General features: G+C 67.7%; 20 protein-coding genes. 14 read left to right on the forward strand and 6 right to left on the reverse strand.

Annotated elements, in window-relative coordinates; genetic code table 11:
• Window positions 1-12 precede the first annotated feature (12 nt).
• A complete protein-coding gene (locus GPX89_RS12540; RefSeq protein WP_157387633.1) occupies window positions 13-786 on the forward strand; it encodes a sulfite exporter TauE/SafE family protein in 774 nt (257 codons plus the stop codon).
• 262 nt (window positions 787-1,048) lie between these two features.
• On the forward strand, window positions 1,049-1,315 hold the full coding sequence (locus GPX89_RS12545; protein ID WP_157387634.1) for a metal-sensitive transcriptional regulator: 267 nt from the start codon (window positions 1,049-1,051) through the stop codon (window positions 1,313-1,315).
• Window positions 1,316-1,381: 66 nt separating this feature from the next.
• Here GPX89_RS12545 and arsA read toward each other — a convergent pair whose 3' ends face one another.
• Window positions 1,382-3,160, reverse strand: coding sequence for an arsenical pump-driving ATPase (gene arsA / locus GPX89_RS12550; RefSeq protein WP_407939384.1), 1,779 nt, complete (start codon window positions 3,158-3,160; stop codon window positions 1,382-1,384).
• 1,124 nt (window positions 3,161-4,284) lie between these two features.
• Between arsA and GPX89_RS12560 the strand changes: the two genes are divergently transcribed.
• Window positions 4,285-5,106, forward strand: a complete 822-nt coding sequence (locus GPX89_RS12560) for an HpcH/HpaI aldolase/citrate lyase family protein (RefSeq protein ID WP_157387635.1) — start codon at window positions 4,285-4,287, stop codon at window positions 5,104-5,106.
• A 1,000-nt stretch (window positions 5,107-6,106) separates the two neighbouring features.
• Here GPX89_RS12560 and GPX89_RS12565 read toward each other — a convergent pair.
• Window positions 6,107-6,886: an NAD(P)-dependent oxidoreductase gene (locus GPX89_RS12565; protein ID WP_157387636.1), complete on the reverse strand. Its 780-nt coding sequence runs from the start codon at window positions 6,884-6,886 to the stop codon at window positions 6,107-6,109.
• Window positions 6,887-6,965: 79 nt separating this feature from the next.
• Between GPX89_RS12565 and GPX89_RS12570 the strand changes: the two genes are divergently transcribed.
• Together GPX89_RS12570 and GPX89_RS12575 are read left to right on the forward strand one after the other, a co-directional pair.
• Complete coding sequence (locus tag GPX89_RS12570) at window positions 6,966-7,847, forward strand: LysR family transcriptional regulator (protein WP_198347382.1); 882 nt, start codon at window positions 6,966-6,968, stop codon at window positions 7,845-7,847.
• Between the two features lie 49 nt (window positions 7,848-7,896).
• Window positions 7,897-8,061, forward strand: coding sequence for a hypothetical protein (locus GPX89_RS12575; RefSeq protein ID WP_157387638.1), 165 nt, complete (start codon window positions 7,897-7,899; stop codon window positions 8,059-8,061).
• Between the two features lie 34 nt (window positions 8,062-8,095).
• Here GPX89_RS12575 and GPX89_RS12580 read toward each other — a convergent pair whose 3' ends face one another.
• The 3 genes from GPX89_RS12580 to GPX89_RS12590 form a co-directional block, all read right to left on the reverse strand.
• A complete protein-coding gene (locus GPX89_RS12580; RefSeq protein WP_157387639.1) occupies window positions 8,096-9,544 on the reverse strand; it encodes a carboxylesterase/lipase family protein in 1,449 nt (482 codons plus the stop codon).
• Between the two features lie 123 nt (window positions 9,545-9,667).
• Entirely contained in the window at window positions 9,668-10,108 is a 441-nt protein-coding gene (locus GPX89_RS12585) for a cupin domain-containing protein (RefSeq protein ID WP_157387640.1), read from the reverse strand.
• 6 nt (window positions 10,109-10,114) lie between these two features.
• The gene (locus GPX89_RS12590) at window positions 10,115-10,960 is read right to left on the reverse strand and encodes a fumarylacetoacetate hydrolase family protein (protein WP_157387641.1); all 846 of its coding nucleotides are present in this window, start codon (window positions 10,958-10,960) and stop codon (window positions 10,115-10,117) included.
• 175 nt (window positions 10,961-11,135) lie between these two features.
• On the opposite strand from GPX89_RS12590, the gene GPX89_RS12595 reads away from it, so the two are divergent.
• The 6 genes from GPX89_RS12595 to GPX89_RS12620 all read left to right on the forward strand — a co-directional run bounded on the left by GPX89_RS12595 (window position 11,136) and on the right by GPX89_RS12620 (window position 17,962).
• Complete coding sequence (locus GPX89_RS12595) at window positions 11,136-11,531, forward strand: RidA family protein (RefSeq protein WP_157387642.1); 396 nt, start codon at window positions 11,136-11,138, stop codon at window positions 11,529-11,531.
• 78 nt (window positions 11,532-11,609) lie between these two features.
• Window positions 11,610-13,226 carry an AMP-binding protein gene (locus GPX89_RS12600; protein ID WP_157387643.1) on the forward strand — a complete coding sequence of 539 codons (1,617 nt, stop codon included), beginning with the start codon at window positions 11,610-11,612 and terminating at the stop codon, window positions 13,224-13,226.
• A 5-nt stretch (window positions 13,227-13,231) separates the two neighbouring features.
• Entirely contained in the window at window positions 13,232-13,660 is a 429-nt protein-coding gene (locus GPX89_RS12605) for an acyl-CoA thioesterase (protein ID WP_328601861.1), read from the forward strand.
• A 31-nt stretch (window positions 13,661-13,691) separates the two neighbouring features.
• A complete protein-coding gene (locus GPX89_RS12610) occupies window positions 13,692-16,079 on the forward strand; it encodes a bifunctional salicylyl-CoA 5-hydroxylase/oxidoreductase (protein WP_157387644.1) in 2,388 nt (795 codons plus the stop codon).
• Window positions 16,080-16,122: 43 nt separating this feature from the next.
• Window positions 16,123-17,028 (forward strand): acyl-CoA thioesterase, encoded by a 906-nt coding sequence (locus tag GPX89_RS12615; RefSeq protein ID WP_157387645.1) that lies wholly within the window; start codon window positions 16,123-16,125, stop codon window positions 17,026-17,028.
• A 55-nt stretch (window positions 17,029-17,083) separates the two neighbouring features.
• Complete coding sequence (locus GPX89_RS12620) at window positions 17,084-17,962, forward strand: PaaX family transcriptional regulator (protein ID WP_157387646.1); 879 nt, start codon at window positions 17,084-17,086, stop codon at window positions 17,960-17,962.
• A 66-nt stretch (window positions 17,963-18,028) separates the two neighbouring features.
• On the opposite strand, the gene GPX89_RS12625 is transcribed toward GPX89_RS12620, so the two are convergent.
• Window positions 18,029-18,454 (reverse strand): response regulator, encoded by a 426-nt coding sequence (locus GPX89_RS12625; protein ID WP_157387647.1) that lies wholly within the window; start codon window positions 18,452-18,454, stop codon window positions 18,029-18,031.
• Between the two features lie 469 nt (window positions 18,455-18,923).
• Here GPX89_RS12625 and GPX89_RS12630 point away from each other — a divergent pair, with 469 nt between their 5' ends.
• The 3 genes from GPX89_RS12630 (at window position 18,924) to GPX89_RS12640 (ending at window position 22,834) form a co-directional block, all read left to right on the forward strand.
• Window positions 18,924-19,583, forward strand: coding sequence for a response regulator transcription factor (locus GPX89_RS12630; protein WP_328601769.1), 660 nt, complete (start codon window positions 18,924-18,926; stop codon window positions 19,581-19,583).
• Window positions 19,580-20,671 carry a sensor histidine kinase gene (locus GPX89_RS12635; RefSeq protein ID WP_157387648.1) on the forward strand — a complete coding sequence of 364 codons (1,092 nt, stop codon included), beginning with the start codon at window positions 19,580-19,582 and terminating at the stop codon, window positions 20,669-20,671. Before GPX89_RS12630 ends, GPX89_RS12635 begins: the two co-directional genes overlap by 4 nt.
• Window positions 20,672-21,079: 408 nt before the next feature.
• Window positions 21,080-22,834: an ABC transporter ATP-binding protein gene (locus GPX89_RS12640; protein WP_157387649.1), complete on the forward strand. Its 1,755-nt coding sequence runs from the start codon at window positions 21,080-21,082 to the stop codon at window positions 22,832-22,834.
• Window positions 22,835-22,914: the final 80 nt, after the last annotated feature.

Below are 22,914 nucleotides of genomic sequence, written 5' to 3' on the forward strand. Positions count from 1 at the left end.
CCGGAGGCGGCCATGACCATTCTGATGGCGCTCGCGCTGGGCGCCGGAATCGGGATCCTGCTCGGCCTGCTCGGCGGCGGAGGTTCGATCCTGGCGGTTCCGGGATTGGTCTACGGGCTGCGGATCCCGCTCGCGCACGCGGTGCCGATGTCGCTGCTGGTCGTCGGCATCGCCGCACTCTTCGGCAGCATCGGCCGGATTCGCAACCACCAGGTGCAATGGCGAGTGGCGGCGGTCTTCGCGGCCACCGGATTACCGGCCGCGTTCGCCGGCAGCGCGGTCAACCGGCTCCTGCCTCCGGCAGTCACCCTCGGCGGTTTCGCGGTGCTGATGGTCGTGGCCGGGCTGCGGATGCTGTCGAAATCGCAGCGCACCGGCGGCGCCTGCCGCACCGAGGGAAATGCGCTCGACTGGCGTCGATGCGTGTCGCGCGCGGTGCCGATCGGACTGGGCGTCGGGTTCCTGACCGGTCTGTTCGGGGTCGGCGGCGGATTCCTGATCATTCCGGCGCTGGTACTGATGCTCGGCCTGGACATGATCACGGCGATCGGCACCTCGCTGGTCATCGTGGTCGCCAACTCCGCGTCCGGGATGTTCGCCTACCTCGGCAATCTCAGCCTCGACTGGCGTCTCGCCACCGCGTTCACCGCTGCCGCGATCATCGGCTCGCTGGCCGCGGGTCGTTTCGGCGCGACGATCGACACCCGTCGGCTGCGAACCTGGTTCGCCTACCTCGTCTTCGCGGTCGCGGCCTTCGTCCTGGCCAAAGTCCTGTTCCTCCACTGAATCCCAAGTATCGAAGAAAGGAAAACCCATGTGTCAACGAGTCACCTGCCGCCGCTGCGGCAAACCCACCTATGAGGGCTGCGGCAACCATGTCGAGCAAGTCCTGGGCAATGTCCCTGTCGCGCAACGCTGTTCATGCACCGAAACGGCGCTGCCGGATCGCCACAGGCTGTTCGGCCGCCGTTGAACCAACCTGGACCGGCTCGAACGTGGGCATGCCCCCTAGGGTATGCCCACACGCAGGAGGAAGAAGGAGATTCCCATGATCGGCAACGAAGAGAGCATCACGCTGGTGCTCAATCGGCTGCGACGCGCCCACGGGCAGCTGGCAGGCGTGATCGCCATGATCGAGCAAGGGCGTGACTGCAAGGATGTCGTCACACAACTCGCAGCCGTCTCACGAGCTCTGGACCGTGCCGGCTTCAAGATTGTCGCCGCGGGATTGCGGGAGTGCGTCGATGGAGCTGCCGACGGAGCGGATCCGATGACGGTGGACGAGTTGGAGAAGCTATTCCTCGCGCTCGCCTGACGTGTGCTCGAACAGTCGACCGGTATCCGGGGCGGCACTACCGTCATTATCGAAAATAGTTGACGGTCAACGAGGTTCGCGAACTACGAGTGCCGCCATCGGGTCGGTCAGTGCGGTGAGGGCGGGGATTCCGGCGGGTTCGGTGGCGAGGGTGGGGATGACGGCATAACGCTGGGTGCGCTGGGTGACTTGGCTGATCGGGGCGAGTTCGGCGTTGGCGCGGCGCTGCAGCAGTGGGTCGCTGGGTGCGGCGGCGGTGAGGCTGTTGTTGATGATCCAGGCCCACGGGTGGATTCCGGCTCGTTCGAGATCTGTTTGCAGGTCGAGGGCTTCGAGGACCGGGGTGGTTTCGGGCAGGGTGATCAGCAGGACCTTGGTCGCGGCGGGGTTCTGCAGTCGCATCAGCGGGGTGGTGAACCGGAGGCCCGGCGCGAGTTGCCGCACGATGTCGCGGTGGTAGGAGCCGGTGGCGTCGAGCAGCAGCAGGGTGTGGCCGGTCGGGGCGGTGTCGATGACGACGAAGCGGCGCCGGGACTCGGCGATCACATGCGAGAAGGCTTGGAAGACAGCGACTTCGTCGGTGCACGGGGAGAGCAGGTCTTCGGCGAGCGCGGCGCGGCCGGCGGCGTCGAGGGTGGCTCCCTTGGTGGCCATCACGCGGGCGCGATAGTCCTCGACCGCCTGGGCCGGGTCGATGCGCGACAGGTGCAGGTGCTCGAGGCTGCCGCCGAGAGTCTCGGCGAGATTGGCGGCGGGGTCGGTGGTCGACAGGTGCACATCGTGACCACGGCGCGCGAGGGCCACCGCGACCGCGGCGGCGACGGTCGTCTTCCCGACTCCGCCTTTGCCCATACACATGATCAGGCACGGACCCTCGTCCTCGATGTCGTCGATCAGCTGCGCCAACGTTGCATGCACAGCGGCATTCGATGCGGTGGTGGTGGTGGCTTGTGACGGCGAGGTGGGGTCGAACAAAGTGGTCAGGGCGTCGATGCCGACGATATTGGCCGGTTTGAGTTCGATGAGGTCGCGTGGGAGGACCGCGACGGTATCGGGCATGGCTGCGAGCGCGGCGCGTTCACGGCGGTGGACGGCGGCGGCGAGCGGGTCGGTGGTTTGGACTGTGTCGGGGAGGACGCCGTTGACGACGACGTACTGGTTGTTCATGCCGATGGCGGCGAGTTCTGTTCGGGTGCGGGCGACTTCGGCCAGCGCCGAGCGGGAGGGCCGGGCGACCAGGATGACTCGGGTGCGGTCCGGGTCGGCGAGCGTGGTGACCGCTGCGGCGTAGACGGCCTTGTGCTTGTCCAGCCCCGACAGTGGCCCCAGACAGGTGGCATCGCCGCCGCCGGTGAGGAATTGGCTCCAGTTCCCGGGCAGTTGCAGCAGGCGGATGGTGTGCCCGGTGGGTGCGGTGTCGAACAGGACATGGTCGTAGCCGCCGGTGTCGTCGGTGAGCAGCATGGTGAACTCGTTGAACGAGGCGATCTCGGTGGTGCACGAACCCGACAATTGTTCGGCCACCGCCGCGAGATCGGTGTCGGGGACAGTGCCGCGCAGCGGCGCGATGATCCGTTCCCGGTAGGCCTGCACGGCCTGCTCGGGGTCGATCTCGAGAGCCCACAAACCGTCCACTCCGGGAATCGCGGTGACGGTGTTACCGATCGCCAGCCCGAACACCTGCCCTACGTTCGATGCCGGATCGGTGGAGACCAGCAGCACCCGCTTGCCCGCGCGCGCCAGCTTCACCGCCGCCGCACAGGCGATCGAGGTCTTGCCGACACCGCCCTTGCCTGTGAAGAACAAGAACCGCGGAGCCTCGGTGAGGAACTTCATGACGGCCATCGACTCCAACACCTCTCGATCACGCACCACAGACAACGGACTCGATCTCGACCCACCTCCATCCGACCGCACCGGCCCACCACGCGGGCAGAGCCGAACGTCACCGATAGCCGGGTCGAACAGTGACGGCCCCACGGCGTGCGGCAGGTCGTTTCAGATGCGGCATTGGGGTCCATGACGAGGCAGTCGGACGCTGAGCTGAGTGCACCTGCCGGGTGAGCGCATCGCATTCGGCGGCGGGTCTGTTGCCCATGCTGAATGATCTGCGCTGCTGGTGCCGATGCAGGTCCACAGGATATGACCCGATTCCAGCGGTGTACTCGGACCACAGTGCAGTAGCGTGCGGGCCTTTGCCCGCACGGCAACCAAACTGGCCTTCCGGGTGCCGTTCTCGGTTGGCCAGCGCGGGATGCGGCAAGAGGGGGAGGGGCCGCACGAGTTTGATCATGGGCCTAAACGTGCACTGAGGCATCGGAATTGGTGGAAAGCTGCCGTCTGACGGCGAATTGTGCACGAATAGGCGCACTGCTGCGAACTCGGGCAATGCAGGACGTTCTACCGTGGCCGCGAGCCATGCGCTCTGCGGATCGTGTCTGGCTTCGGTGAGTTGTCCATGACGGGCCATCGTGAGGGATGAGTACTTCCACCGACCTGGATGTCTCCTTCGCTGGTGATGATCTCGTCCTGCGACTTGCGTCGCTCGCCTACCTGGCACGGTTCTCCGTCGTCTCGTGTGTTCATAGTCGGCGGTCGGCGCAGTGGGCGCAGGCGTCGGAGAGCTCCCTGATGGCGAGGCGGTCGGCGGCTTCCTCAGGGGACGCCTGCATGTGAACGCTCCCGGGATCCCCTCCCGGCTGGGATGGTGCGTGTGGGTGTAATCCAATTCGAGGGAAGCCTTTTCGTAGTGACGCACATCATGAACTTTATTTACGAAATATATTTTGCAGCTCTTTTGGTGGTTACCGGCGAGTTCGCTTCCGCTCAATTGCGGGCATAGCGGTACCGCACATATCCTGTAGTCGCGATCCGGTGCGGGGGCGCAATCATTTCGGCGATATCCGCCGACGGGGATGAACAAGAGGAAGGTTGTCTGTGTTTGCAGTGAATTCGAAGGCGGAGCTTCGATGACCACCTATACCGGATTGTCCCCCGAACTGGCGCGATCGTGGTGGCTGCTGTCGGCGACCTCGGACAACACCGGCCGCATGGCGGGTACCCGCGCCGACGTCGCTGTGATCGACCTCGAGGATGGTGTGGCTCCGCAGCGGAAGGCCTTCGCGCGCACCGTGGCCCGTGGGATTCTCGAGCAGGGTCCGGCCTGGATCCGCATCAACGACGTCCGCTCGCCGTACTGGCGCGACGATGTCGAGGCGCTCGGCGAACTGTCCCAGCTGTCGGGTGTCATGATCGCGAAGGTCGACTCGGCGACCGATATCGAGCTGGTCTCCGCCGCGCTTCCCGCGCCGGTGCCGCTGGTCGCGTTCATCGAGACGGCCGTGGCCTTGGAAGCGGCGCGGGAGATCGCCGATCATCCCCGGGTCTGCCGCCTCGCCCTGGGCAGTGGCGATCTGCGCATGGATCTGGGGGCGGAGCCCGGATCGGCGATTCTCGATTACGCGCGGTCGCGGTTGGTCGTCGCCAGCCGGGCCGCGGGCCTGCCGGGACCCATCGATGGCCCGTCGATCGTGAACGACGAGGGCCTCGTGCAACGGGAGACCGCCTCGGCGCGTTCGCTGGGCATGACCGGCCGACTCTGCCTCGACCCGGCGCACGCCGCCCTCATCAATACCGTCCTCAGCCCGACCGTCGACGACATCGCGGCGGCGCGAGCGACCATCGCCCAGCTCGGTTCGGACGGAGCCAACGCGACCAAGGGCAGCGACATCCCGCGTTTGCGCCGTGCACACCGCACCATCGACCTCGCCTCCCGGTTCGATCTGATCTAGGGTTCCGGGTCGAGAAGGATCGAAAGGACCGTGCCCGGCCGAACTGTGCCTTCGCTGGTGCGGATTCCTTTGTCGGCCGGGGCGAATGGGCCGATCCGTTTCCGATATTGATGGTCGTCGGGGTGACTTCTGACGATCGGGACATCGAACGCCGTGATCGGCGGGAGAAGCCGCGAGCTCATGCGGCCGCAGGAATCCCGGCCTGCTCCGGTAGGAATCGAGCTGGACGCGTCGAGTTGCCGGGGTTCGCCGCGGGCGACGTGGCCATTTGGTGTAGCGAATTCAGCTGTGCCGCATGAGCGTCCCCGGCCGCGACACCTGCGAAGGTCAGCAAGAAGGCGGAATGAGAGACCGGCTATCCGGACTCTAGGGCCGAGGAGATGGACCGGATTGTCCGATCCTACTTCGGACGGCGTGTCCTGGTCGACAACACACTGCCGACCTGGGGTTTCAGGCCGCTGGAGGAACTGCCTACGGGACACATCTCCACTGTGATCAAGTGTTGGGTTAACGTGCAGACAACAATTTGTGACCTGGCGTGCAGTCGGACCGACAAAGTGTGCCTTCCGGCCGGAAGCGACTATCCAGCACAGGGTTTCGCTCGTAATGTCGCGGGTGGGTTTCGAGGCTTGTCTCAGCAACCGCAACCGCTGGTGTCGTTCCAGGGCTATTGGGCGGCACTCATGCTTCGGGACCCCGGGAATCGCCCGCCCTTGCGATTTCCGTATCGGCGCTTTCCCAGCCATGGAAGCGGCCGAGTGTGAGAACGCCCGACGGCCGGCGGGAACCCTGAAATACCTTGCCATCCCGCCGGTCCGGGGACTCATCAGTGGGACACTCAGTGCCTGAGTCGGCCGTGTCGGGCGCCGAAATTCTGGATCAGGGCATCCAGTTCGGTGCGTGGCCGCGAGAACGTCGAGTCGGTCCTCGATATTTGAGGAGTTCCTCGCGAAGAACGAGCTGGACGTCGTCGGTGAGTGGTGAGCGATCGGCGGGGCTTCTAGCCGGCGTTGCGGTGGGTGTCGACCACGGCGCGCAGATCTTGGTCCGCGAGTGTGGGATCGGATAGCAGTGCTGTGCGGGCCGCGGCCAGGACCGGCTGGTCGAGGGTGCTCAGGGCCAGGTCCACATCCTTGACCGCCAGTCGGACCGGGAAGAGAGCGGTGTCGGAGGTGGCGCGGGCGTACAGGCCGCCCAGGGGGCCGGTGGCCATCACCCGATCGACGAGTTCGGTTGGCAGGCCGAGCTTTCCGGCGAGCGCGTAAGCTTCGCCCACCACGGTCACTCCCGCGATGATCGCGCTGATCATCACGCTCTTGAGCGCTGCCCCGGCCCCGGTCGGACCGGCGGGGACAACCGTCCCCAGGATCTCCAGTACCGGGGACACACCGGAAATATCACCACCGGCGAAGATGATCAGCTCGCCGGTTCCGGCGCGATCGACACTGCCCATGACCGGTGCGTCGACCAGCGCGGGCACCTGCTTGGCGATGTCGGCGGTGGCTTTCGGGCCGATGCTCGACATGTCGATGAGCGTGGTCTCGGGGCCGAGGTGGTCGGCGATCTGGTCGATGACATCCCGCACGGCCGCGGGATCCGACAGCATGGTGATGACGATGTCCGCACCCTGAACCGCTTCGATGACCGATGAGGCGGCCCGGTCGCCGAACGGCTTCGCCCGCTCGGGTGTGCGGTTCCAGACGGTGACGTCGATCCCGTTGTCCAGCAACCGTTTTGCCATCGGTGCGCCCATGCCGCCCAGTCCAATGAAAGCAATCATGTCGCAACGATAACCGCATCCCAGGCATGCGACTATTGAGCATTTTGCGTAGTTCCTATGCGTGTTTAGCATGTCTGGAGTGGACACCACATGGCTGACGACCTTCGTCGAAGTGGCCCGCACCGGGTCGTTCACGGCGGCCGCCGAGACACTGCGATTCACCCAATCGGCGATCTCCCGGCAGGTCTCCGCGCTGGAAGACGAGCTGGGTGCGCGCCTGTTCGACAGGTTGCCGCGCGGGGTGCGGTTGACCGAGAACGGCCGCAGCCTGCTCGGCCACGCCGAGGCCGTACTCGACCGGCTGGCCATAGCCCGCCAAGACCTTGCCGCCCTGCGCAATCTGGCCGCGGGCAGTGTTCGCCTCGGGTCGTTCTCCTCCGCCAACGCGGTTCTCGTGCCTCGTGCGCTGGCGCGATTCCGTGCCGCGCACCCGGGCGTGCACGCGACCCATCACGAGGGCATGACCGCGCAACTTCTCGCCCGGTTGACGGCGGGCGAGATAGATATCGCGGTGATCAGCCTGTCCGCCGGCGAGCGCCCCGAGGGGGTCGACCTGTACAAGATCACCACCGATCACTTGTGGATCGCGCTGCCCGAAGGTCATCGGCTGGCCGGGCGGAAGCGGTTGCGGCTGGCCGACCTCGACGGCGAAACCTGGATCGCCGGACGGCCCCGGGCCGCGGACACGCTGGCCGGGTCGGCCGGGGAGCCCCCGGCAATCGGCATCGTCGTTCAGGAATGGATCGCCAAACTCGGTTTCGTCGAGGCCGGGCTGGGCGTGACCCTCGTGCCGTCCATTTCGGTCGCCGCGATGCCCCGCGGCGTCGTGGCCGTGCCGCTGCGCTCGGGAGAGATCGCGCCGCGGATCGTGTGCGCGGCCACCGCGGAGCATACGACCTTGTCCGCTTCGGTTCGGGCACTGCTGAATTGCCTCACCGACTGTGCCACCGAGTTGAAGTGAGCGGGTCGAATCGACGCCGACCGCGCAGTTGTCGGTGGAGGCGTTCAGGGTGCGCAGGTCAGCGCTGTCGCTGCCCACCCGATGCCGGAGCCCGGTAAGCGGCGAGGAAGACCTCGACCCCGGCGTCGGCGTATCGGTCGAGTTCGGCTGCGCTGAACTCGGTGTCACGTTCAGCACCGGCGTGATCAACCAGATCTACGTCCCCGCCAAATAACAACCGGCACAGCCGAACCCGCGGTTGCCGGCCGCTAACGGATGGGCGTCGGATCGCCGCTCACGGTGGTCTTGGTATCGAAGCGCATGATCGTGCGGTCCGGGAGGGTGCTCGGGGTCCAGTCGGGCAGGTGGGGGTCGCCGGTGCGGATGAAGTCGATCCAGGCCGCGTGCACGGTGTCGGCGAGGCCGTCGAAATCCACGCCCGCCAGGAACGGCGAATTCGACCAGTTGGCCGGGTTGGCGAAGGTGAAGGGCAGGTCCAGGCAGTGAGTCGCGCCGAGCCTGCCGTCGTGGGCCGGAGTGCGGTAGTCGAACTGGTAGGCCCACACCGGACGGCCCGCGGCGGCGCTGGCGTCGACCAGATTCATGGCCGGGACGCGGAAGAGGTCATCGCCGATGAGCTCGATCAGCAACTCACGCGGCCCGGCGTCCGGGTGGGCGGCGGCGTAGGCGTCGTAGGCGTCGCGGGCCCGGTCGCCGAAGGTGCCGGTGAAGCGCGTCAGGGCCTGGTCGGTGGTGATCGCCGTGTACATCGGGTGGAAGGCGAACCCGAAGGTTGCCTCGTTGGCGGTCCAGCCGATCAGGATGTCCTTGTCGGTGACGTCGACGAGGGCCTCGGCGGGATGCCTGCTCATGGTCACGCCGTCGAGCACCGGCAGGTATGGGGTCGGCCAGTATCCGAAACGCATGGAGGCACCGGCCATTTCGGGGAGGGAGGCGATCAGGCGTTCCGGCGGCAGCCCGCGCAACTCGTCGATGCTGCCGACCCCCGCGACACGCAGCTGCTGCTCGGTGCGGGCGAGAGCGGCGGCGCGGTCGGGGAGTTCGAGGCCGAGAGGCGGGCTCTGCAGGATCATTCGGCGGAAGAGCGGGGCGGCGTCGGGGTGGCAGGCGAGCGCGGCGGTGGAGAACGCTCCGCCGGACTGGCCCGCGACCGTCACCTGATCCGGATCGCCCCCGAAGGCGGCGATGTTGTCGTGGACCCAGCGCAGTGCCGTCAGCTGATCGGTGAGCCAATAGTTGCCCGCGCCCGCGCCGGTGTAGAGGTATCCGAGCGCGCCGAGCCGGTAGTTGATCGTGACCACGACGAGGTCGCCGTCACGGGCGAAGGTGTCGCCCGCGTAGTAGGGGAGTGAGCCGGAACCGCTGAGGAAGCCGCCGCCGTGGATCCAGATCAGGACCGGGCGCGCACCGTCCAATGCGGGAGTCCAGATATTGAGGGTGAGGCAGTCCTCGTCGAAGGGCGGTTCGCCGTGCCGGCCGAGGATGGGGTCCGGGGCGGGGGCGTACGGCTGCGGTGCGCTGGGTCCGGCGCCGGAGGCGTCCCGGATGGTTCCGGCCCAGCCGGGGTGAGGACGGGCGGGCTGCCACCGCAGCGGTCCCACGGGCGGGGTCGCGTACGGGATGCCGCGGAAGACCGCGAGTCCGTCCTCCCAGGTGCCGCGTAGCGCGTGTGCTTCCGGTTCGGCGATCGGCCTCATCCCGTGCGTCCCTTCGTGATCCGTGTTCCGGCGCCAACGGTATTGCATATTTCTGACGGTCGTCAATTGCTGGAGAGTGCGCGATCGGCCCGGGTCGACGGGTGCGACCCGGGCCCGCGACCGTCATGCGCGGCGGTATCCCTCGAGGCTGGCGTCCTCGATATCGGGCAGGTTGACCACGATGTTGTCCGGCGTGCGGCAGGTCAGCCACACCAGCTTGTCGGTCGTGCTCATATTGACCTCGACGTGCGGCATGTAGGGCGGCACGAAGACGAAGTCCCCCTCGCTCATATCGAGGTATTCGCGATAGTTCTCGCCGTAGTAGATGCGACCCACGCCGCTGAGCACATAGCCGCCGGTCTCGGCCTCGCCGTGGTGGTGGGGCAGGGAGCGGTAGCCCGGTTCGTTGGTGACCTTGCCGTACCAGATCCTGGTAGCGGGCGTGTGCTGCGGGCTGACGCCCGACATGCGCACCGCACCGCCGGATTGCGCGGTGCCGGAGTACTCCTCGCCGAGCCGCGTGACGACCGGGACGACGCGGGTGCCGGTGGTGTCATTGGTCATGTGCTTTCACCTTCCAGTGATTTCGGTGTGTGATGCGGTGATTCGGTTGCGCAGCAGGCCGATTCCCTCGATCTCGGTCTCCACGACGTCGCCGGGGCGCAGGAAGCGCGGGGGATCGGCGGCGATGCCGACGCCGCCCGGGGTTCCCGTCAGCACGACATCGCCCGGCCGCAGCACGGTGAACCCGGAGATGTAGGACAGCAGCGTCGCCGGATCGAAGACGAGATCGTCGGTCGAGCCGACCTGCTCCTCGACGCCGTTGACCCGGCAGCTGATGCGCAGGCCCGCGGCGGGGTCGGCCTCGTCGGGGGTGACGAGTTCCGGGCCGAGCGGGGTGGTGGCGTCGAAAGCCTTGCCCTGCAACCACTGCGGGGTGCGGCGTTGCCAGGCGCGGACGGAGAAGTCGTTGGCGACGGTGTAGCCGGCGATGGCGGACAGCGCGGTCTCGCGATCGGCGCGCGAGAGCACGTCGCCGACCACGATCGCCAGTTCCGCCTCCCAGTCCAGCAGCGCCGACTCGGCCGCGCCGGGCAAGGTGATGTCGGCGTCCCACGCGGTGAGGGTGTCGGCGAATTTCGCGAAGAGGGTGGGGAACTGTGGTGCGGCCCTGCCCATTTCGGCGATGTGGGCGCGATAGTTGTGGCCGCAGCACACGATCTTCGCCGGTGTCGTCACCACCGGTGCGGATCCGGTGGGCGAGGTGGGATGCGTTGTCGCGTCCGCGGTCGAGCGCCAATCCGGTGTGGCGAGCAGGACGCCGACATCCGGGGCGTCGGTCGGCGACCACCGCGCACCGCGATGGATCTCCGCGCGAGTGCCGCCGTCGTCGGTGCGGACTGTTCGCAAGCGCATCTGAGCACTCCAAAGGGGGTCGGCCGGTTGCGTCCGGATCGGATGAACGCAAACCGGACATTGCGTATTGCGTTCTATTGACGAGAGTCAGACTAGCAACATACTCTCGGGTGGGCCAGGGGTTCTCGAAGCGACTCCGGCACGACCCGATCCGGGTCCGAGAGGAAGGGCTGTCATGTCCGTCGAACGCATCAACCCACCCGAGCTGGCGAAGCCCTCGGGGTTCGCGCACGCCACGCGGTATCGAGAGATCGTGCACCTGGCCGGTCAGACGGCCCTCGACGCGGACGGGAAGATCGTCCCGGGCGGGATCGTGGCACAGTTCCGGCAGTCGTTGTCGAATGTCCTGACCGCGCTCGATGCCGCCGGTGGGGAGCCTCGGAATCTGCTCAGCGTCACCATCTACCTGGTCGACATCCCCGACTACCAGGCCAACGGCAAGGAGATCGGCCGCATCTGGCGTGAACTGGCCGGTACCGAGTACCCGGCCATGGCCGGTATCGGTGTGACCGCGCTGTGGCAGCCCGAGGCCCTGGTCGAGATCCAGGCCGTCGCCGCGCTCGATATCTGACGACAGCATCACGATCGTCGCGATTTCGCAATATTGTCTGAAACTGTTCAACCCCGGTCTTTCGAAAGGGCCGACCCGATGCTCTCTCCCTCAGCGCATATCGACACCTTCTGCCGGGACAATCTGCCGCCGCAGGAGCAGTGGCCGGAGTTCGTCTTCGACCTGCCGAGCCTCGACTACCCCGACCGTCTCAACTGCGCGACCGCACTGCTGGATTCGGCCGTCGCCACCCACGGGCGGTCGCGGCCCTGTATCCACACCGACAGCGCCACCTGGACCTACGGTGACCTGCTGGACCGCGCGAATCAGATCGCCAACGTCCTGACCACGGAATTCGGCCTGGTGCCGGGCAATCGGGTGCTGCTGCGCGGCCCCAACAGCCCATGGACGGTCGCGTGCTGGTTCGGCATCGTCAAGGCGGGCGGGGTGGTGGTGACGACCATGCCCATGCTGCGCGCCCCCGAACTGTCGAAGCTGATCACCCTGACCCGTCCGCGCCTGGCCCTGTGCGACAGCCGGCTGCTCGACGAGCTCGCGGCCGCCGACGCGGAGCTCACCGTCGTGCCGTTCGGCGGGACCGCCGCCGACGATCTGACCGTGCGGGCCGCGAACGCCTCGGCCTCCTTCGCCGACGTGCCGACCGCCGCCGACGACATCGTGATGCTGGCACCCACCTCGGGCACGACCGGGGCGCCGAAGGCGACGATGCAGTTCCACCGCGATGTGCTGGCCAATGCCGACACCTTCTCGGCGCGAGTGCTGCGGCCGGGGCCCGGCGACGTGTTCACCGGAACTCCGCCCCTGGGGTTCACCTTCGGTCTCGGGGCGCTGGTCGTGTTCCCGATCCGGGTCGGCGCGTCGGTCGTGCTGCTGGAGCGCACCGATCTGGAGACCCTCGTCGAGGCCATCGAGAAGTTCTCGGCGACAGTGCTTTTCACCGCTCCGACCGCCTACAAGGCCCTGATCAAACGGGATGACCTGCACCGGCTGGGCACGCTGCGCCGATGCGTGTCAGCGGGCGAGCACCTGCCCGAGGCGGTGTACCACGGGTTCCGGGAGCGGACCGGGCTGCGGCTGATCAACGGGATCGGCGCCACCGAGATGCTGCACATCTTCATTTCCGCGGCGGACGATGACATCCGGCCCGGCGCGACGGGCCGTGCGGTGCCGGGCTTCCATGCGCAGGTCCAGGATGACGAGGGCAATCCGGTTCCCGACGGGACCCCGGGCAGGCTCGCGGTCAAGGGACCGACCGGTTGCCGCTACCTGGCCGACGCCCGCCAGCTCGACTATGTGCGCAACGGCTGGAATCTCACCGGCGACTCCTACAGCCGCGACGCGGACGGCTACTTCTGGTACCAGGGCCGCAGCGACGACATGATCATCTCGGCCGGGTACAACATCGCCGGACCGGAGGTCGAGGCCATCCTGGATCTGCACCCGGACGTGCTCGAGAGCGCGGTGATCGGGATACCCGATCCGGATCGCGGCACGATCGTGCACGCGGCGATCGTGTTGCGGCCCGGCGTCTCCGGCGATGCCGACAAGGTCCGCCAATTGCAGGAGTTCGTCAAACATACTGCGGCGCCGTACAAATACCCGCGCAGCATCGAATTCGTGGAGGCGCTGCCACGCAACGCGACCGGCAAGCTGCAGCGGTTCAAGGTTCGTCAACGCTGGGGCGTGACGCGTTGACCGGCGTGGTGATCGAGCGGGTGGTCGACTGGCAGGACACCGATGCCGCCGGTCACTACCACCACAGCACGATCATCCGGTGGGTGGAGGCCGCCGAGGCGGCCCTGCTGGAACGGTATGGCCTGCGCTGGCTGTTCGGAACCATCCCCAGGGTTCACTACGAGGTCGACTACCTGGAGCGACTCTGGTTCGGCGACCGCGCGGCGATCGAGCTCTCGATCGCCGAGCTGGGCCGTACTTCGGTGCGCTACGAGTTCGTCGTCACCAGAATCTCTGCTCCACAACAGCATTCGACCGATCAGCCGGCCGTGGCGGCGCGCGGTGCGCTGATCGCGGTCCATGCCGGTGCCGGCGCCGAGCCGTGGCCCGCCGAGGTCACCGCGGCGCTGGCCGGGGCGAAGGCGCGGGATGCCCCGGCCGCGCCCGCCCACTGACCGATTCCGACTTCCCGACTGTGAGGCCCCCATGCGTATTGCAGTGATCGGCGGCGGACCCGCGGGTCTGTACTTCTCCGCCCTGATGAAACAGCTGGACCCGACCCACGAGATCACCATCTGGGAGCGCAACGCCCCCGACGACACCTTCGGTTTCGGCGTGGTGTTCTCCGACGAGACCCTGGGCGGCATCGAGCACGCGGACGAACACATCTACCGCGCGATGAGCGAGCGGTTCGCCCGCTGGAGCGATATCGACATCACCTACCGCGACGAGGTGCGCACCTCCGGCGGACAGGGATTCGCCGCTATGAGCCGGAAGGACCTGCTGCACATCCTGCAGCGACGCTGCCTGGAGCTGGGGGTGACGATCAACTTCCGCGCCCAGGCGCCGGATGTGGTGGCCCTCAGCGTCACTCACGACCTGGTGCTGGCCGCCGACGGCATCAACTCCGCCGTGCGCGCCCGCTTCGCCGACGTCTTCGGTCCCAGCCTGGACCGCCGGGACAACAAGTACATGTGGCTGGGCACCGACCGGGTGTTCGAGGCGTTCGAGTTCTTCGTCAAGCACACCCCGCACGGGATCATGCAGGTGCACGCGTATCCGTTCAGCGCCGAGCAGAGCACCTTCATCGTCGAGATGCACGAATCGGTGTGGCGGGAAGCGGGTTTCGCCGAATACGCGGACCGGGACTTCGCGCCCGGCGAGAACGACGAGAAGTCCATCGCCCTGCTGTCGGACATCTTCGCCGACGAGCTGGACGGTCATGCCGTGCAGGCCAACAACTCCCGCTGGATCAACTTCACCACCGTCCGCAATGCCCGCTGGCGGCACGACAATATCGTGCTCCTCGGCGACGCCGCGCACACCGCGCACTTCTCGATCGGCTCCGGCACCAAGCTGGCGATGGAGGACGCCCTCGCCCTGGCGGCGTGCCTGCACGAAAACGACACGGTGGCAACCGGACTCGAAGCCTACGAGGGCGAGCGGCGGCCGGTCGTGGAGTCGGTGCAGCGGGCTGCGCAGGCCAGCCTGGAATGGTTCGAATCGATCGCCCAGTACACCGATCAGCACCCGGACCAGTTCGCCTTCAACCTGCTCACCCGCAGCCGCCGCATCACCTACGACAACCTGCGGCTGCGCGATGACGACTTCGTCGACACCATCGACGGCTGGTACCTCTCGGCGCAGGACGCCGCAGACGAGGGCGACTCCGCGCGGCCGCCCATGTTCTATCCGTTGCGACTCAAGGGCGTGACGCTGCCGAACCGGATCCTGGTCTCGCCCATGGACATGTACTCGGCGGTCGACGGCGTCCCGACCGACTTCCATCTGGTCCATCTCGGCAGCAAGGCCCTCGGCGGCGCCGGGCTGGTGATGACCGAGATGGTGTGCGTCTCACCGGAAGGCCGCATCACGCCGGGCTGCGCCGGGCTCTACACCGCCGAGCAGGAACGGGCGTGGGGCCGGATCGTGGACTTTGTGCACACCGGAACGAACTCGAAAATCGGTGTCCAGCTGGGCCATTCGGGGCGCAAGGGCGCCACCAAGGTGATGTGGGAGGGTATCGACGACCCGCTCGAGGAGGGCGGCTGGGAAACCGTGGGGCCCTCGGCCGTCCCCTACGGGCCCGAAAGCCGTACCCCCAGGGAGATCACCCGCGCGGAGATGGACGAGATCACCGCGCAGTTCGCCGACGCGGCGCGGGCGGCGGCGCGAGCGGGGTTCGATCTGCTCGAATTGCATTGCGCCCACGGATATCTGCTGTCGTCGTTCCTGTCACCGCTGGCCAACCTGCGCACCGACGAATACGGGGGATCGCTGCCCAACCGGCTGCGCTTCCCGCTGCGGGTCTTCGACGCGATCAAGGCGGCGTGGCCCGCGGATCGCCCACTGTCGGTACGCATTTCGGCCACCGACTGGGCCGACGGCGGCACGACGATCGAGGACGCCGTCGCCATCGCCCGCGCCTTCGCCGAACACGGCGCCGACGTCCTGCACGTCTCGTCCGGGCAGGTCGTCCGGCACGAGAAACCGGCCTTCGGCCGCAGCTACCAGACCCCCTTCGCGGACCGGATCCGCCAGGAAGTCGGTGTGCCGTACGGGGTTCGGGTGATCGCGGTGGGTGCGATCTCCTCCTACGACGACGTCAACTCGGTGCTGCTGGCCGGACGCGCCGATCTGGTCGCGCTCGGTCGGGCCCACCTGTGGGATCCGCAGTGGACGCTGCACGCCGCCGTCGAGCAGGGGTATCGAGGCGAGGCCGCCGAATGGCCCGCGCCGTTCCGTGCGGGCAACCGCAAACCGCCCACCGGCCGCACCGACGGGCCGCCGCCGCGACTGCACCTGGTCCGTGCGGCCGGGACCGCGGTGACCGCCCGGCGACGCTGGCAGCCGACGCGGGCCGTCGCGAGCTGATTCACGCCGAATCCCTTGACTCCTCACCCGATTGGATGACTCGATGACGACCCGGACCCTGCCGACATCGGCGATCTTCACCGCGGCCGCCGCGCTCACCCCGGCCGAGCCGATGCACTTCGACCTCGCCTTCGACGCGACCACCCAGCCGTGCCCGTGGCCCAAGGCATACGGCGGCGACCTGGTCGCCCAGGCCGCGGTGGCGGCCATGCGGTCGGTGACCTACGGCAAGACGCTGGCCTCGATGCACAGCTACTTCCTGCGACCCGCCGACATCGGCGCCACCATCCGCTACGAGGTCGAGCTGCTGCGCGACGGGCGCGGCTACAGCACGCGGCAGATCCGCGCGTATCAGAACGGGAAGCCGGTCTACGTGTGCCTGGCCAGCTTCGCCGCCGGTGAGCCGGGCGGACACTTCCGCGCCGAACCCGACCGGATCTATCCGGAGCCCGAGGACCTGCCCAGCGCGGCGGAGTACCTCGCCGACCGCACCGGCGGGTCGATGACGGACGAGTCCAAGGCGTACTGGTCCGCGGGGCGCAGCTTCGACATGCGCCACGTGCCCGGCCCGGTGTACCTGAACATCGACGGCGATCCCGTACCGCACCAAGCGGTTTGGGTGAAACCCTTCGACGCGTTGCGCGCGGTCGACGGGCTGACCGAGGCCCAGCGCGACCTCGCGGCCCTGGCCTACGTCTGCGATTACACGATCCTCGAACCCGTCCTGCGCGTCCTGGGCAACCCCTGGGCCGAGCCCGGACTGGTCACGGCCAGCCTCGACCACGCCATGTGGTTCCACCGCCCGGTGGTCTTCGACGACTGGCTGCTCTACGCCCAAGAGGCGGCGGCAGCCGAGTCCGGGCGCGGTCTCGGCGTCGGGCGCTTCTTCACTCGCGACCGTCGTCACGTGGCGACGGTGCTGCAAGAAGGCATGATTCGACCGGCCTGACCCTGTTCCCGTCCGAATTTGGCTTCGCCGCCCGGAGGTCACGTATGGTGCGGATATGACGGCAGATACTCCAGCGACTCCCGGCGGCCGGGACGCTCGCCTGGCGCACTTGATCGTCACGATCTTCGGGCTGTGCGCCCGCGCCGAGGGCAACTGGCTGCCGACCGCGTCGGTGGTCGCCCTGATGGCCGATCTCGGCGCGGAACCGCAGGCGGTCCGATCCTCGATCTCGCGTCTCAAGCGGCGGGGAGTGCTGCTCAGCGCCCATCATCGCAAGACGTCCGGCTACTCCCTGTCCGAGCCGACGCTCGAAGCCCTCGCCGAGGGCGATGTCCGAATCTTCCAGCACGCCAGGGCATCCGAGGAGGACGGCTGGGTGCTGGTGGTGTTCTCGGTGCCGGAGACCGAGCGCGACAAGCGCTACGCGCTGCGGTCGAATCTGACCCGGCTCGGGTTCGGCACCGCCTCGCCGGGTGTCTGGATCGCACCCGGAACCCTCGCCCGCGAAGCCCGGCAGACCCTCGAGCGCCGCGGCCTGTCGGAATACGTGGACATCTTCACCGGCGACCACGTCGCCTTCGGTGATCTGCGCGCGAAGATCCCGCAATGGTGGAATCTGGACGAACTCACCGACCTCTACACCGATTTCCTCCAGCACTACCGGCCGATGCTCTATCGCGCCACCGTCGGCAAGCCGACCCCGCGGGAAGCCTTCGAGATCTACATCCCCATGCTCACCGAATGGCGGCGCCTGCCTTACCGCGACCCGGGCTTGCCGCTGTCGCTGCTCCCGCGCGCCTGGAACGGCGAAGCGGCCGGGAAACTCTTCGAAGAGCTGAACGACATCCTGGCCCCGCTCGCCCACAAGCACGCGCTCACGGTCATCCACGGTGATCGCACGCGTGGCGCAACGCCCCGCGAATCCACGCAGTGATCCTCGTAAGCCGATTCTGAAACTCGTCGGTCTCGCCGAATACCCCGACAGCGGAGTCGATCTCGGTCAGCGGCCGAGCCGGGTTCCGATGCGGGTGATCAGATCGGCGGTGCGGAAGGGTTTGGGGAGGTAGTCGCAGGCGCCCGCGGTCAGTGCCAGGTCGATGATGGCGGGCTCGGTTTCGGCGGTCACGATCATGACCGGGGCCGAGGAGGTTTGGCACAGTCGCAGGCAGACGTCGATGCCGGACAGGTCGGGGAGCAGGATGTCCAGCAGGATCAGGTCAGGATGCCACTGCGGGGTGAGGGTCAGGGCCTGGGCTCCCGAGCCGGCGTGCAGGGCGTCGTAGCCTGCGGCCGCCAGCACGAGCAGGGCCATCTCGGCGGTCGTCGCGTGTCGCTCGACGACGAGAACTCTGGAGGCCGGCGCGGGGTGGGACGGCGGGATCGGCGGCTGCGGAGCACGCGTGATCGAGAGCTGGTGAGTGTTCATGGGTTACCCCTATCGACCGGATCCCCCGACCCGTGGTGTCGTCCCGGTTTCAGCGTCCTCCCGCAGGTCAACCAAAGGACCGACTGGTTGGTGCGCTTGGACCGGGCCCCGAGGCTAAACCCGACAGCAATCACTCGGCAATTGAAATGGAAGAATTCTCCGAATACGTCGGCCACTGTTCACCGGCCGGAGACCGTTCCGAGACCTCAGGGTCTGGACGTGACCACATCGCGATCAGCCGACCGTCACCGAGAACCCGGCCGATGCCGCCCTGCTTCAACCTGAAGAGCAGCCGGTGGAGGGTGTGGTTTCCGCCGACTGGCGGGTAGTTCCGGGATCGGGGGAAATCTACCGTCGTGACGTGGAGGCGTCCGAGCGTATTTCTGTCGACCCGGTAGCGTCGTGTCCGGCCGGGCACACGACGAGCAAATCGGGATATGACAGTGAAGCGGGTCTTTTCGTGATTCGAGTGGTCATCGTCGACGACGAGGCGTTGGTGCGGTCCGGGTTCGAATTGATCCTGGGGACAGCGCCCGACGTCGATGTGGTGGGGACGAGTTCCGGTGGGGGTGCGGCCGCACTGATCGCCGAGCGGCTGCCGGATGTGGTGTTGCTGGATATCCGTATGCCCGATGTGGACGGTCTCACCGTGCTGCGGCAGATTCGGGCGATGGCCGAGCCGCCGGTGGTCGCGATGCTGACCACCTTCGATACCGACGAATATGTCGTCACGGCGCTGCGTTCCGGGGCTGCGGGCTTCCTGCTCAAGGACACCGAACCCGAACAGCTGGCGCAACTGGTGCGCACGCTGGCCGCGGGGGGAGTGGTGTTGTCGCCGAAGGCGGCCACGTCGCTGCTGCACGCGGACAACGAATTGGGCCGGATGGCGGCCACCGATGCCGAGGTGGCGCGGGTGCGTGCGTTGACCGAGCGGGAACGCGACGTGCTCGTACCGCTGGCCGAGGGACTGTCCAACGCCGAAATCGGTCAGCGCCTGTTCCTCAGCGTCGGAACCGTCAAGGACCATGTCAGCGCGATCCTGACCAAGCTGCGCGTGGGCAGCCGGGTGCAGGCCGCGTTGGTGGCCCAGCGTGCCGGGCTGCTCGCCGAGCGGAACCGGGATCGATGACCTCGCTGCGCCCGCCGCCGTGGGTGATCGACGTGGCGTTCGTGGTGCTCGCGGCGCTGGATGCCTGGCTCGCGAGTTATCCCACGGAGACCGAAGACGTGGTCATGGCCGTGATCGCCTGTGCCGCACTGTTTTTCCGGCGCAGGTGGCCCCTGGCGGTGTTCGTCCTGACCTTGCCGGCGGCGGCGCTCACCGATTTGGTGGTCGCGCCCGCAGTCGCCCTCTACACGGTGGCCAAGCTCTCCGCGGATCGCAGGGTGCCGGTGGTGTGCGCCATCGTGACTGCCGTGTCCGCGGCGATCACGTTTCCGTTCATGGAGCAGGTTTCGCGCGCCGACGCGGTGGTGTCGGGCGCGTATGTGGTGGCGTGGGCCGCCGCGCCGGTGCTGTTCGGTCAATTGGTGCGTGCCCGTGACGAACTCGCGCAGCGGCTGGTCGAGATCGAGCAGGCGCGTGATCACGAACGGCGACTGCACGCGCAGGCGGTGCTGGCGCGCGAACGCGCGCAGATCGGGCGGGAGATGCACGATGTGGTCTCCCATCAGGTCAGTCTGATCGCGGTGCGGGCCGGAGCGTTGATGGTCGCGGCGCCCGACACCGATACGAAGGAAGCGGCCCGCACGATCCGGGGATTGAGCGTCACCACCCTGGAGGAGCTGCGGCACCTGGTGACCCTGTTGCGGGCATCCGGCGGCCGCAGCACCGAACTCACGCCCCAACCGACCCTGGCCGACCTGCGCGCCCTCGTCGATTCGAGCGGTATCGCGGTGGAACTCGACGGCAGCCTGCCCGCCGATATCACCGGCGCGGCCCAGCGCGCGATCTACCGGACGGTCCAGGAAGCCCTGACCAACGTCCGCAAGCATGCTCCGGGAGCCACGGCCGATATCCGCCTGTGGTCCACCGCCCAGACTCTGGGTGTGAGCATCACGAATACGCCATCCACTCGGAGCGCGCTTCCGCTGCCCGGGTCGGGACATGGTCTGGTCGGGCTGGCCGAGCGAGCGGAACTGTTGCAGGGCCAGTTGCTCAGCGGTCGCACCGCCGACGGTGGATTCCGGGTCGAGCTGCGGGTGCCGCGGTCCTGAATTCCGGCGGCTCCCGTTCCCGCCATCGAGCGGGGTTCGACCAGCCACTCGGCGGATGTCCCCGGCGGCGGTGACCGCGCAGAATTCTCGATGAGGATCGATCGAGGAGATTCGAATCCATCACGGGCGCAACGAATCCACCGGGCGATGCCACCCACGAAGGGAAGGCTCCTCATCGGTCCGGAATGCCACCGCTATCAGGTGCGGTGACATTCCGCGTCCCCGCACGGGGACGCCCAAGTCGACGGGCACTCGCGGACGTCCCCTCACCGCGGGTGCCCGTCACGACCCGGCCACACCGGCCGGATGGCGGGGTGTCCCCCTCGAACGGCTGGAGCCTGCCCTCCGGGTGGCTGCGTATTCGCTGTGAGCGTGGGAAATACCGATTTCGTCATTACCGTCGGGGGAATGAGGAATTCGCCGCCGCGTTTCGCGCGGCTTCGGCTGCTGTGGTCGTTCGTCGCGCCGCATCGTCGCGTGCTCGGAATCGGTGTGGTGCTCGGATTGCTGAGTGCCGCAGCGGGTCTGGCCACGCCCATGATCACCAAGTGGGTGCTCGACGCGATCGGGTCCGGTGCGTCCATGTCGGCCCCGGTGGCGACGTTGCTCGCGCTGACGATCTTCAGCGCCTCGGTACTGTGCCTGGAATGGATCCTGCTCGGGACCGTGGGGGAGCGGGTCGTGCTGACCGCCCGGAAATCGCTGGTGCGCAGATACTTTCAGGCCACGATACCGTCGTTGCGCTCCCGTCCGGTGGGTGAGCTGGTCACCCGGGTCACCTCCGACACGGTGTTGTTGCACGAGGCCGCCTCCTCGAGTCTGATCGGGTTGATCAACGGCGTGGTCATGGTGGTCGGCACTCTGGTGTTGATGGCGGTGCTCGATGCGGCCTTGTTCGGCGCCACGGTCGCGGCGGTCGCCGTCGTGGGTGTGCTGTTCTTGGCGACGATGCCGGGGGTGGCCGCCGAACGTCAGCGTGCGCAGCAGCGGCTCGGATCGGTCGGCGGGGCCCTGGAAGGGGCGCTGCACGCGATCCGCACGGTCAAGGCCGGTCGCGCCGAACAGCGCCAGGCCGATCGCATCCTCGCCGACGCCGAGGCTTCGACCGGGCACGCGATCCGGGCGGTCCGCCGTGAGGCCGTCGCGTTCGGAATCACCTGGGCGGGTGTGGATGCCGCGATCGTGGCGATCCTCGCACTGGGCGCCTGGCGGGTCGGTCACGGTTCGCTGGCGCTGTCGAGCCTGATCGCATTCCTGCTCTACGCCTTCGCGTTGATCGAGCCGGTCACCGGGCTCGGCCAGCACGTGCTGACCCTGCAGCGCGGGATTGCCGCGGCCGGGCGCATCCGGGAGGTCGAGCGGCTCGAGCTCGAAACCGCCTCCGTGGCGGTCGAACCCGATCCGGTGAGTGCCGCCGCCGCGCCGATCCTGGAAATGCGTGGCGTCACAGCCGATTACGGCAACGGCGGTCCCGCGGTGCGTGAGATCGACCTGGTGATCCCCCGTCGTGGCCATGTCGCGATCGTGGGACCGTCCGGTTCCGGCAAGACCACCTTGCTGTCGCTGATCCTGCGCTTCCTCGAACCATGCCAGGGCACACTGCATCTGGACGGGCGGCCCTACCCCGACCTCGGCTACGGCGGCGTGCGCCGACGGCTGGCCTACGTGGAACAGGACACCCCGGTGGTTCCGGGAACCATCCGCGAGAACCTGCTCTTCTCGCGCCCCGGCGCCTCGGAAGAGCAACTGGCGGAGGTGATTCGCGCGACGATGCTCGAGGACGTGGTCGCCGCCCAGGAACACGGTCTGGACACCCCGTTGAGCTCGTCGTCGATCTCGAGCGGCCAACGGCAGCGCATCGCGGTCGCCCGCGCGCTGCTCGCCGCGCCGGATGTCCTGCTGCTCGATGAGGCGACCGCGCACGCGGATGCCCTCACCGAGAACGCCATCCACGACTGCGTGCGAGCGCGGGCCCGGGACGGCGCGGTCATCACCGTCGCCCATCGGCTCTCGACCGTCGTCGACGCCGATCGGATCGTCGTGCTCGAGGACGGTCGTATCCGTGCACAGGGCACGCATTCGGAATTGCTGGAAGGCGACGAGCTGTACCGGGAACTGGTGAGCGCCTTGCGGATCGAGGAAGGGGGCGTCGTGTCGCGCTGATCGGGATCAGCGGCGAGCATCCGTGCGAGGGAGGAGGATCACGGATACTCGCCGCCGCCGGTGGCTGCGCTGGGCCACCG

The sequence above is a fragment of the Nocardia terrae genome, from assembly GCF_009760405.1.
Taxonomy (GTDB): domain Bacteria; phylum Actinomycetota; class Actinomycetes; order Mycobacteriales; family Mycobacteriaceae; genus Nocardia; species Nocardia terrae.

Bases quoted from the DNA above. Each gene is read 5' to 3' on its own strand.
- GPX89_RS12540 (WP_157387633.1), top strand. From the start codon at position 13: ATGACCATTCTGATGGCGCTCGCGCTGGGCGCCGGAATCGGGATCCTG.
- GPX89_RS12545 (WP_157387634.1), top strand. From the start codon at position 1,049: ATGATCGGCAACGAAGAGAGCATCACGCTGGTGCTCAATCGGCTGCGA.
- arsA (WP_407939384.1), bottom strand. From the start codon at position 3,160: ATGGCCGTCATGAAGTTCCTCACCGAGGCTCCGCGGTTCTTGTTCTTC.
- GPX89_RS12560 (WP_157387635.1), top strand. From the start codon at position 4,285: ATGACCACCTATACCGGATTGTCCCCCGAACTGGCGCGATCGTGGTGG.
- GPX89_RS12565 (WP_157387636.1), bottom strand. From the start codon at position 6,886: ATGATTGCTTTCATTGGACTGGGCGGCATGGGCGCACCGATGGCAAAA.
- GPX89_RS12580 (WP_157387639.1), bottom strand. From the start codon at position 9,544: ATGAGGCCGATCGCCGAACCGGAAGCACACGCGCTACGCGGCACCTGG.
- GPX89_RS12585 (WP_157387640.1), bottom strand. From the start codon at position 10,108: ATGACCAATGACACCACCGGCACCCGCGTCGTCCCGGTCGTCACGCGG.
- GPX89_RS12590 (WP_157387641.1), bottom strand. From the start codon at position 10,960: ATGCGCTTGCGAACAGTCCGCACCGACGACGGCGGCACTCGCGCGGAG.
- GPX89_RS12595 (WP_157387642.1), top strand. From the start codon at position 11,136: ATGTCCGTCGAACGCATCAACCCACCCGAGCTGGCGAAGCCCTCGGGG.
- GPX89_RS12600 (WP_157387643.1), top strand. From the start codon at position 11,610: ATGCTCTCTCCCTCAGCGCATATCGACACCTTCTGCCGGGACAATCTG.
- GPX89_RS12610 (WP_157387644.1), top strand. From the start codon at position 13,692: ATGCGTATTGCAGTGATCGGCGGCGGACCCGCGGGTCTGTACTTCTCC.
- GPX89_RS12615 (WP_157387645.1), top strand. From the start codon at position 16,123: ATGACGACCCGGACCCTGCCGACATCGGCGATCTTCACCGCGGCCGCC.
- GPX89_RS12620 (WP_157387646.1), top strand. From the start codon at position 17,084: ATGACGGCAGATACTCCAGCGACTCCCGGCGGCCGGGACGCTCGCCTG.
- GPX89_RS12625 (WP_157387647.1), bottom strand. From the start codon at position 18,454: ATGAACACTCACCAGCTCTCGATCACGCGTGCTCCGCAGCCGCCGATC.
- GPX89_RS12635 (WP_157387648.1), top strand. From the start codon at position 19,580: ATGACCTCGCTGCGCCCGCCGCCGTGGGTGATCGACGTGGCGTTCGTG.
- GPX89_RS12640 (WP_157387649.1), top strand. From the start codon at position 21,080: ATGAGGAATTCGCCGCCGCGTTTCGCGCGGCTTCGGCTGCTGTGGTCG.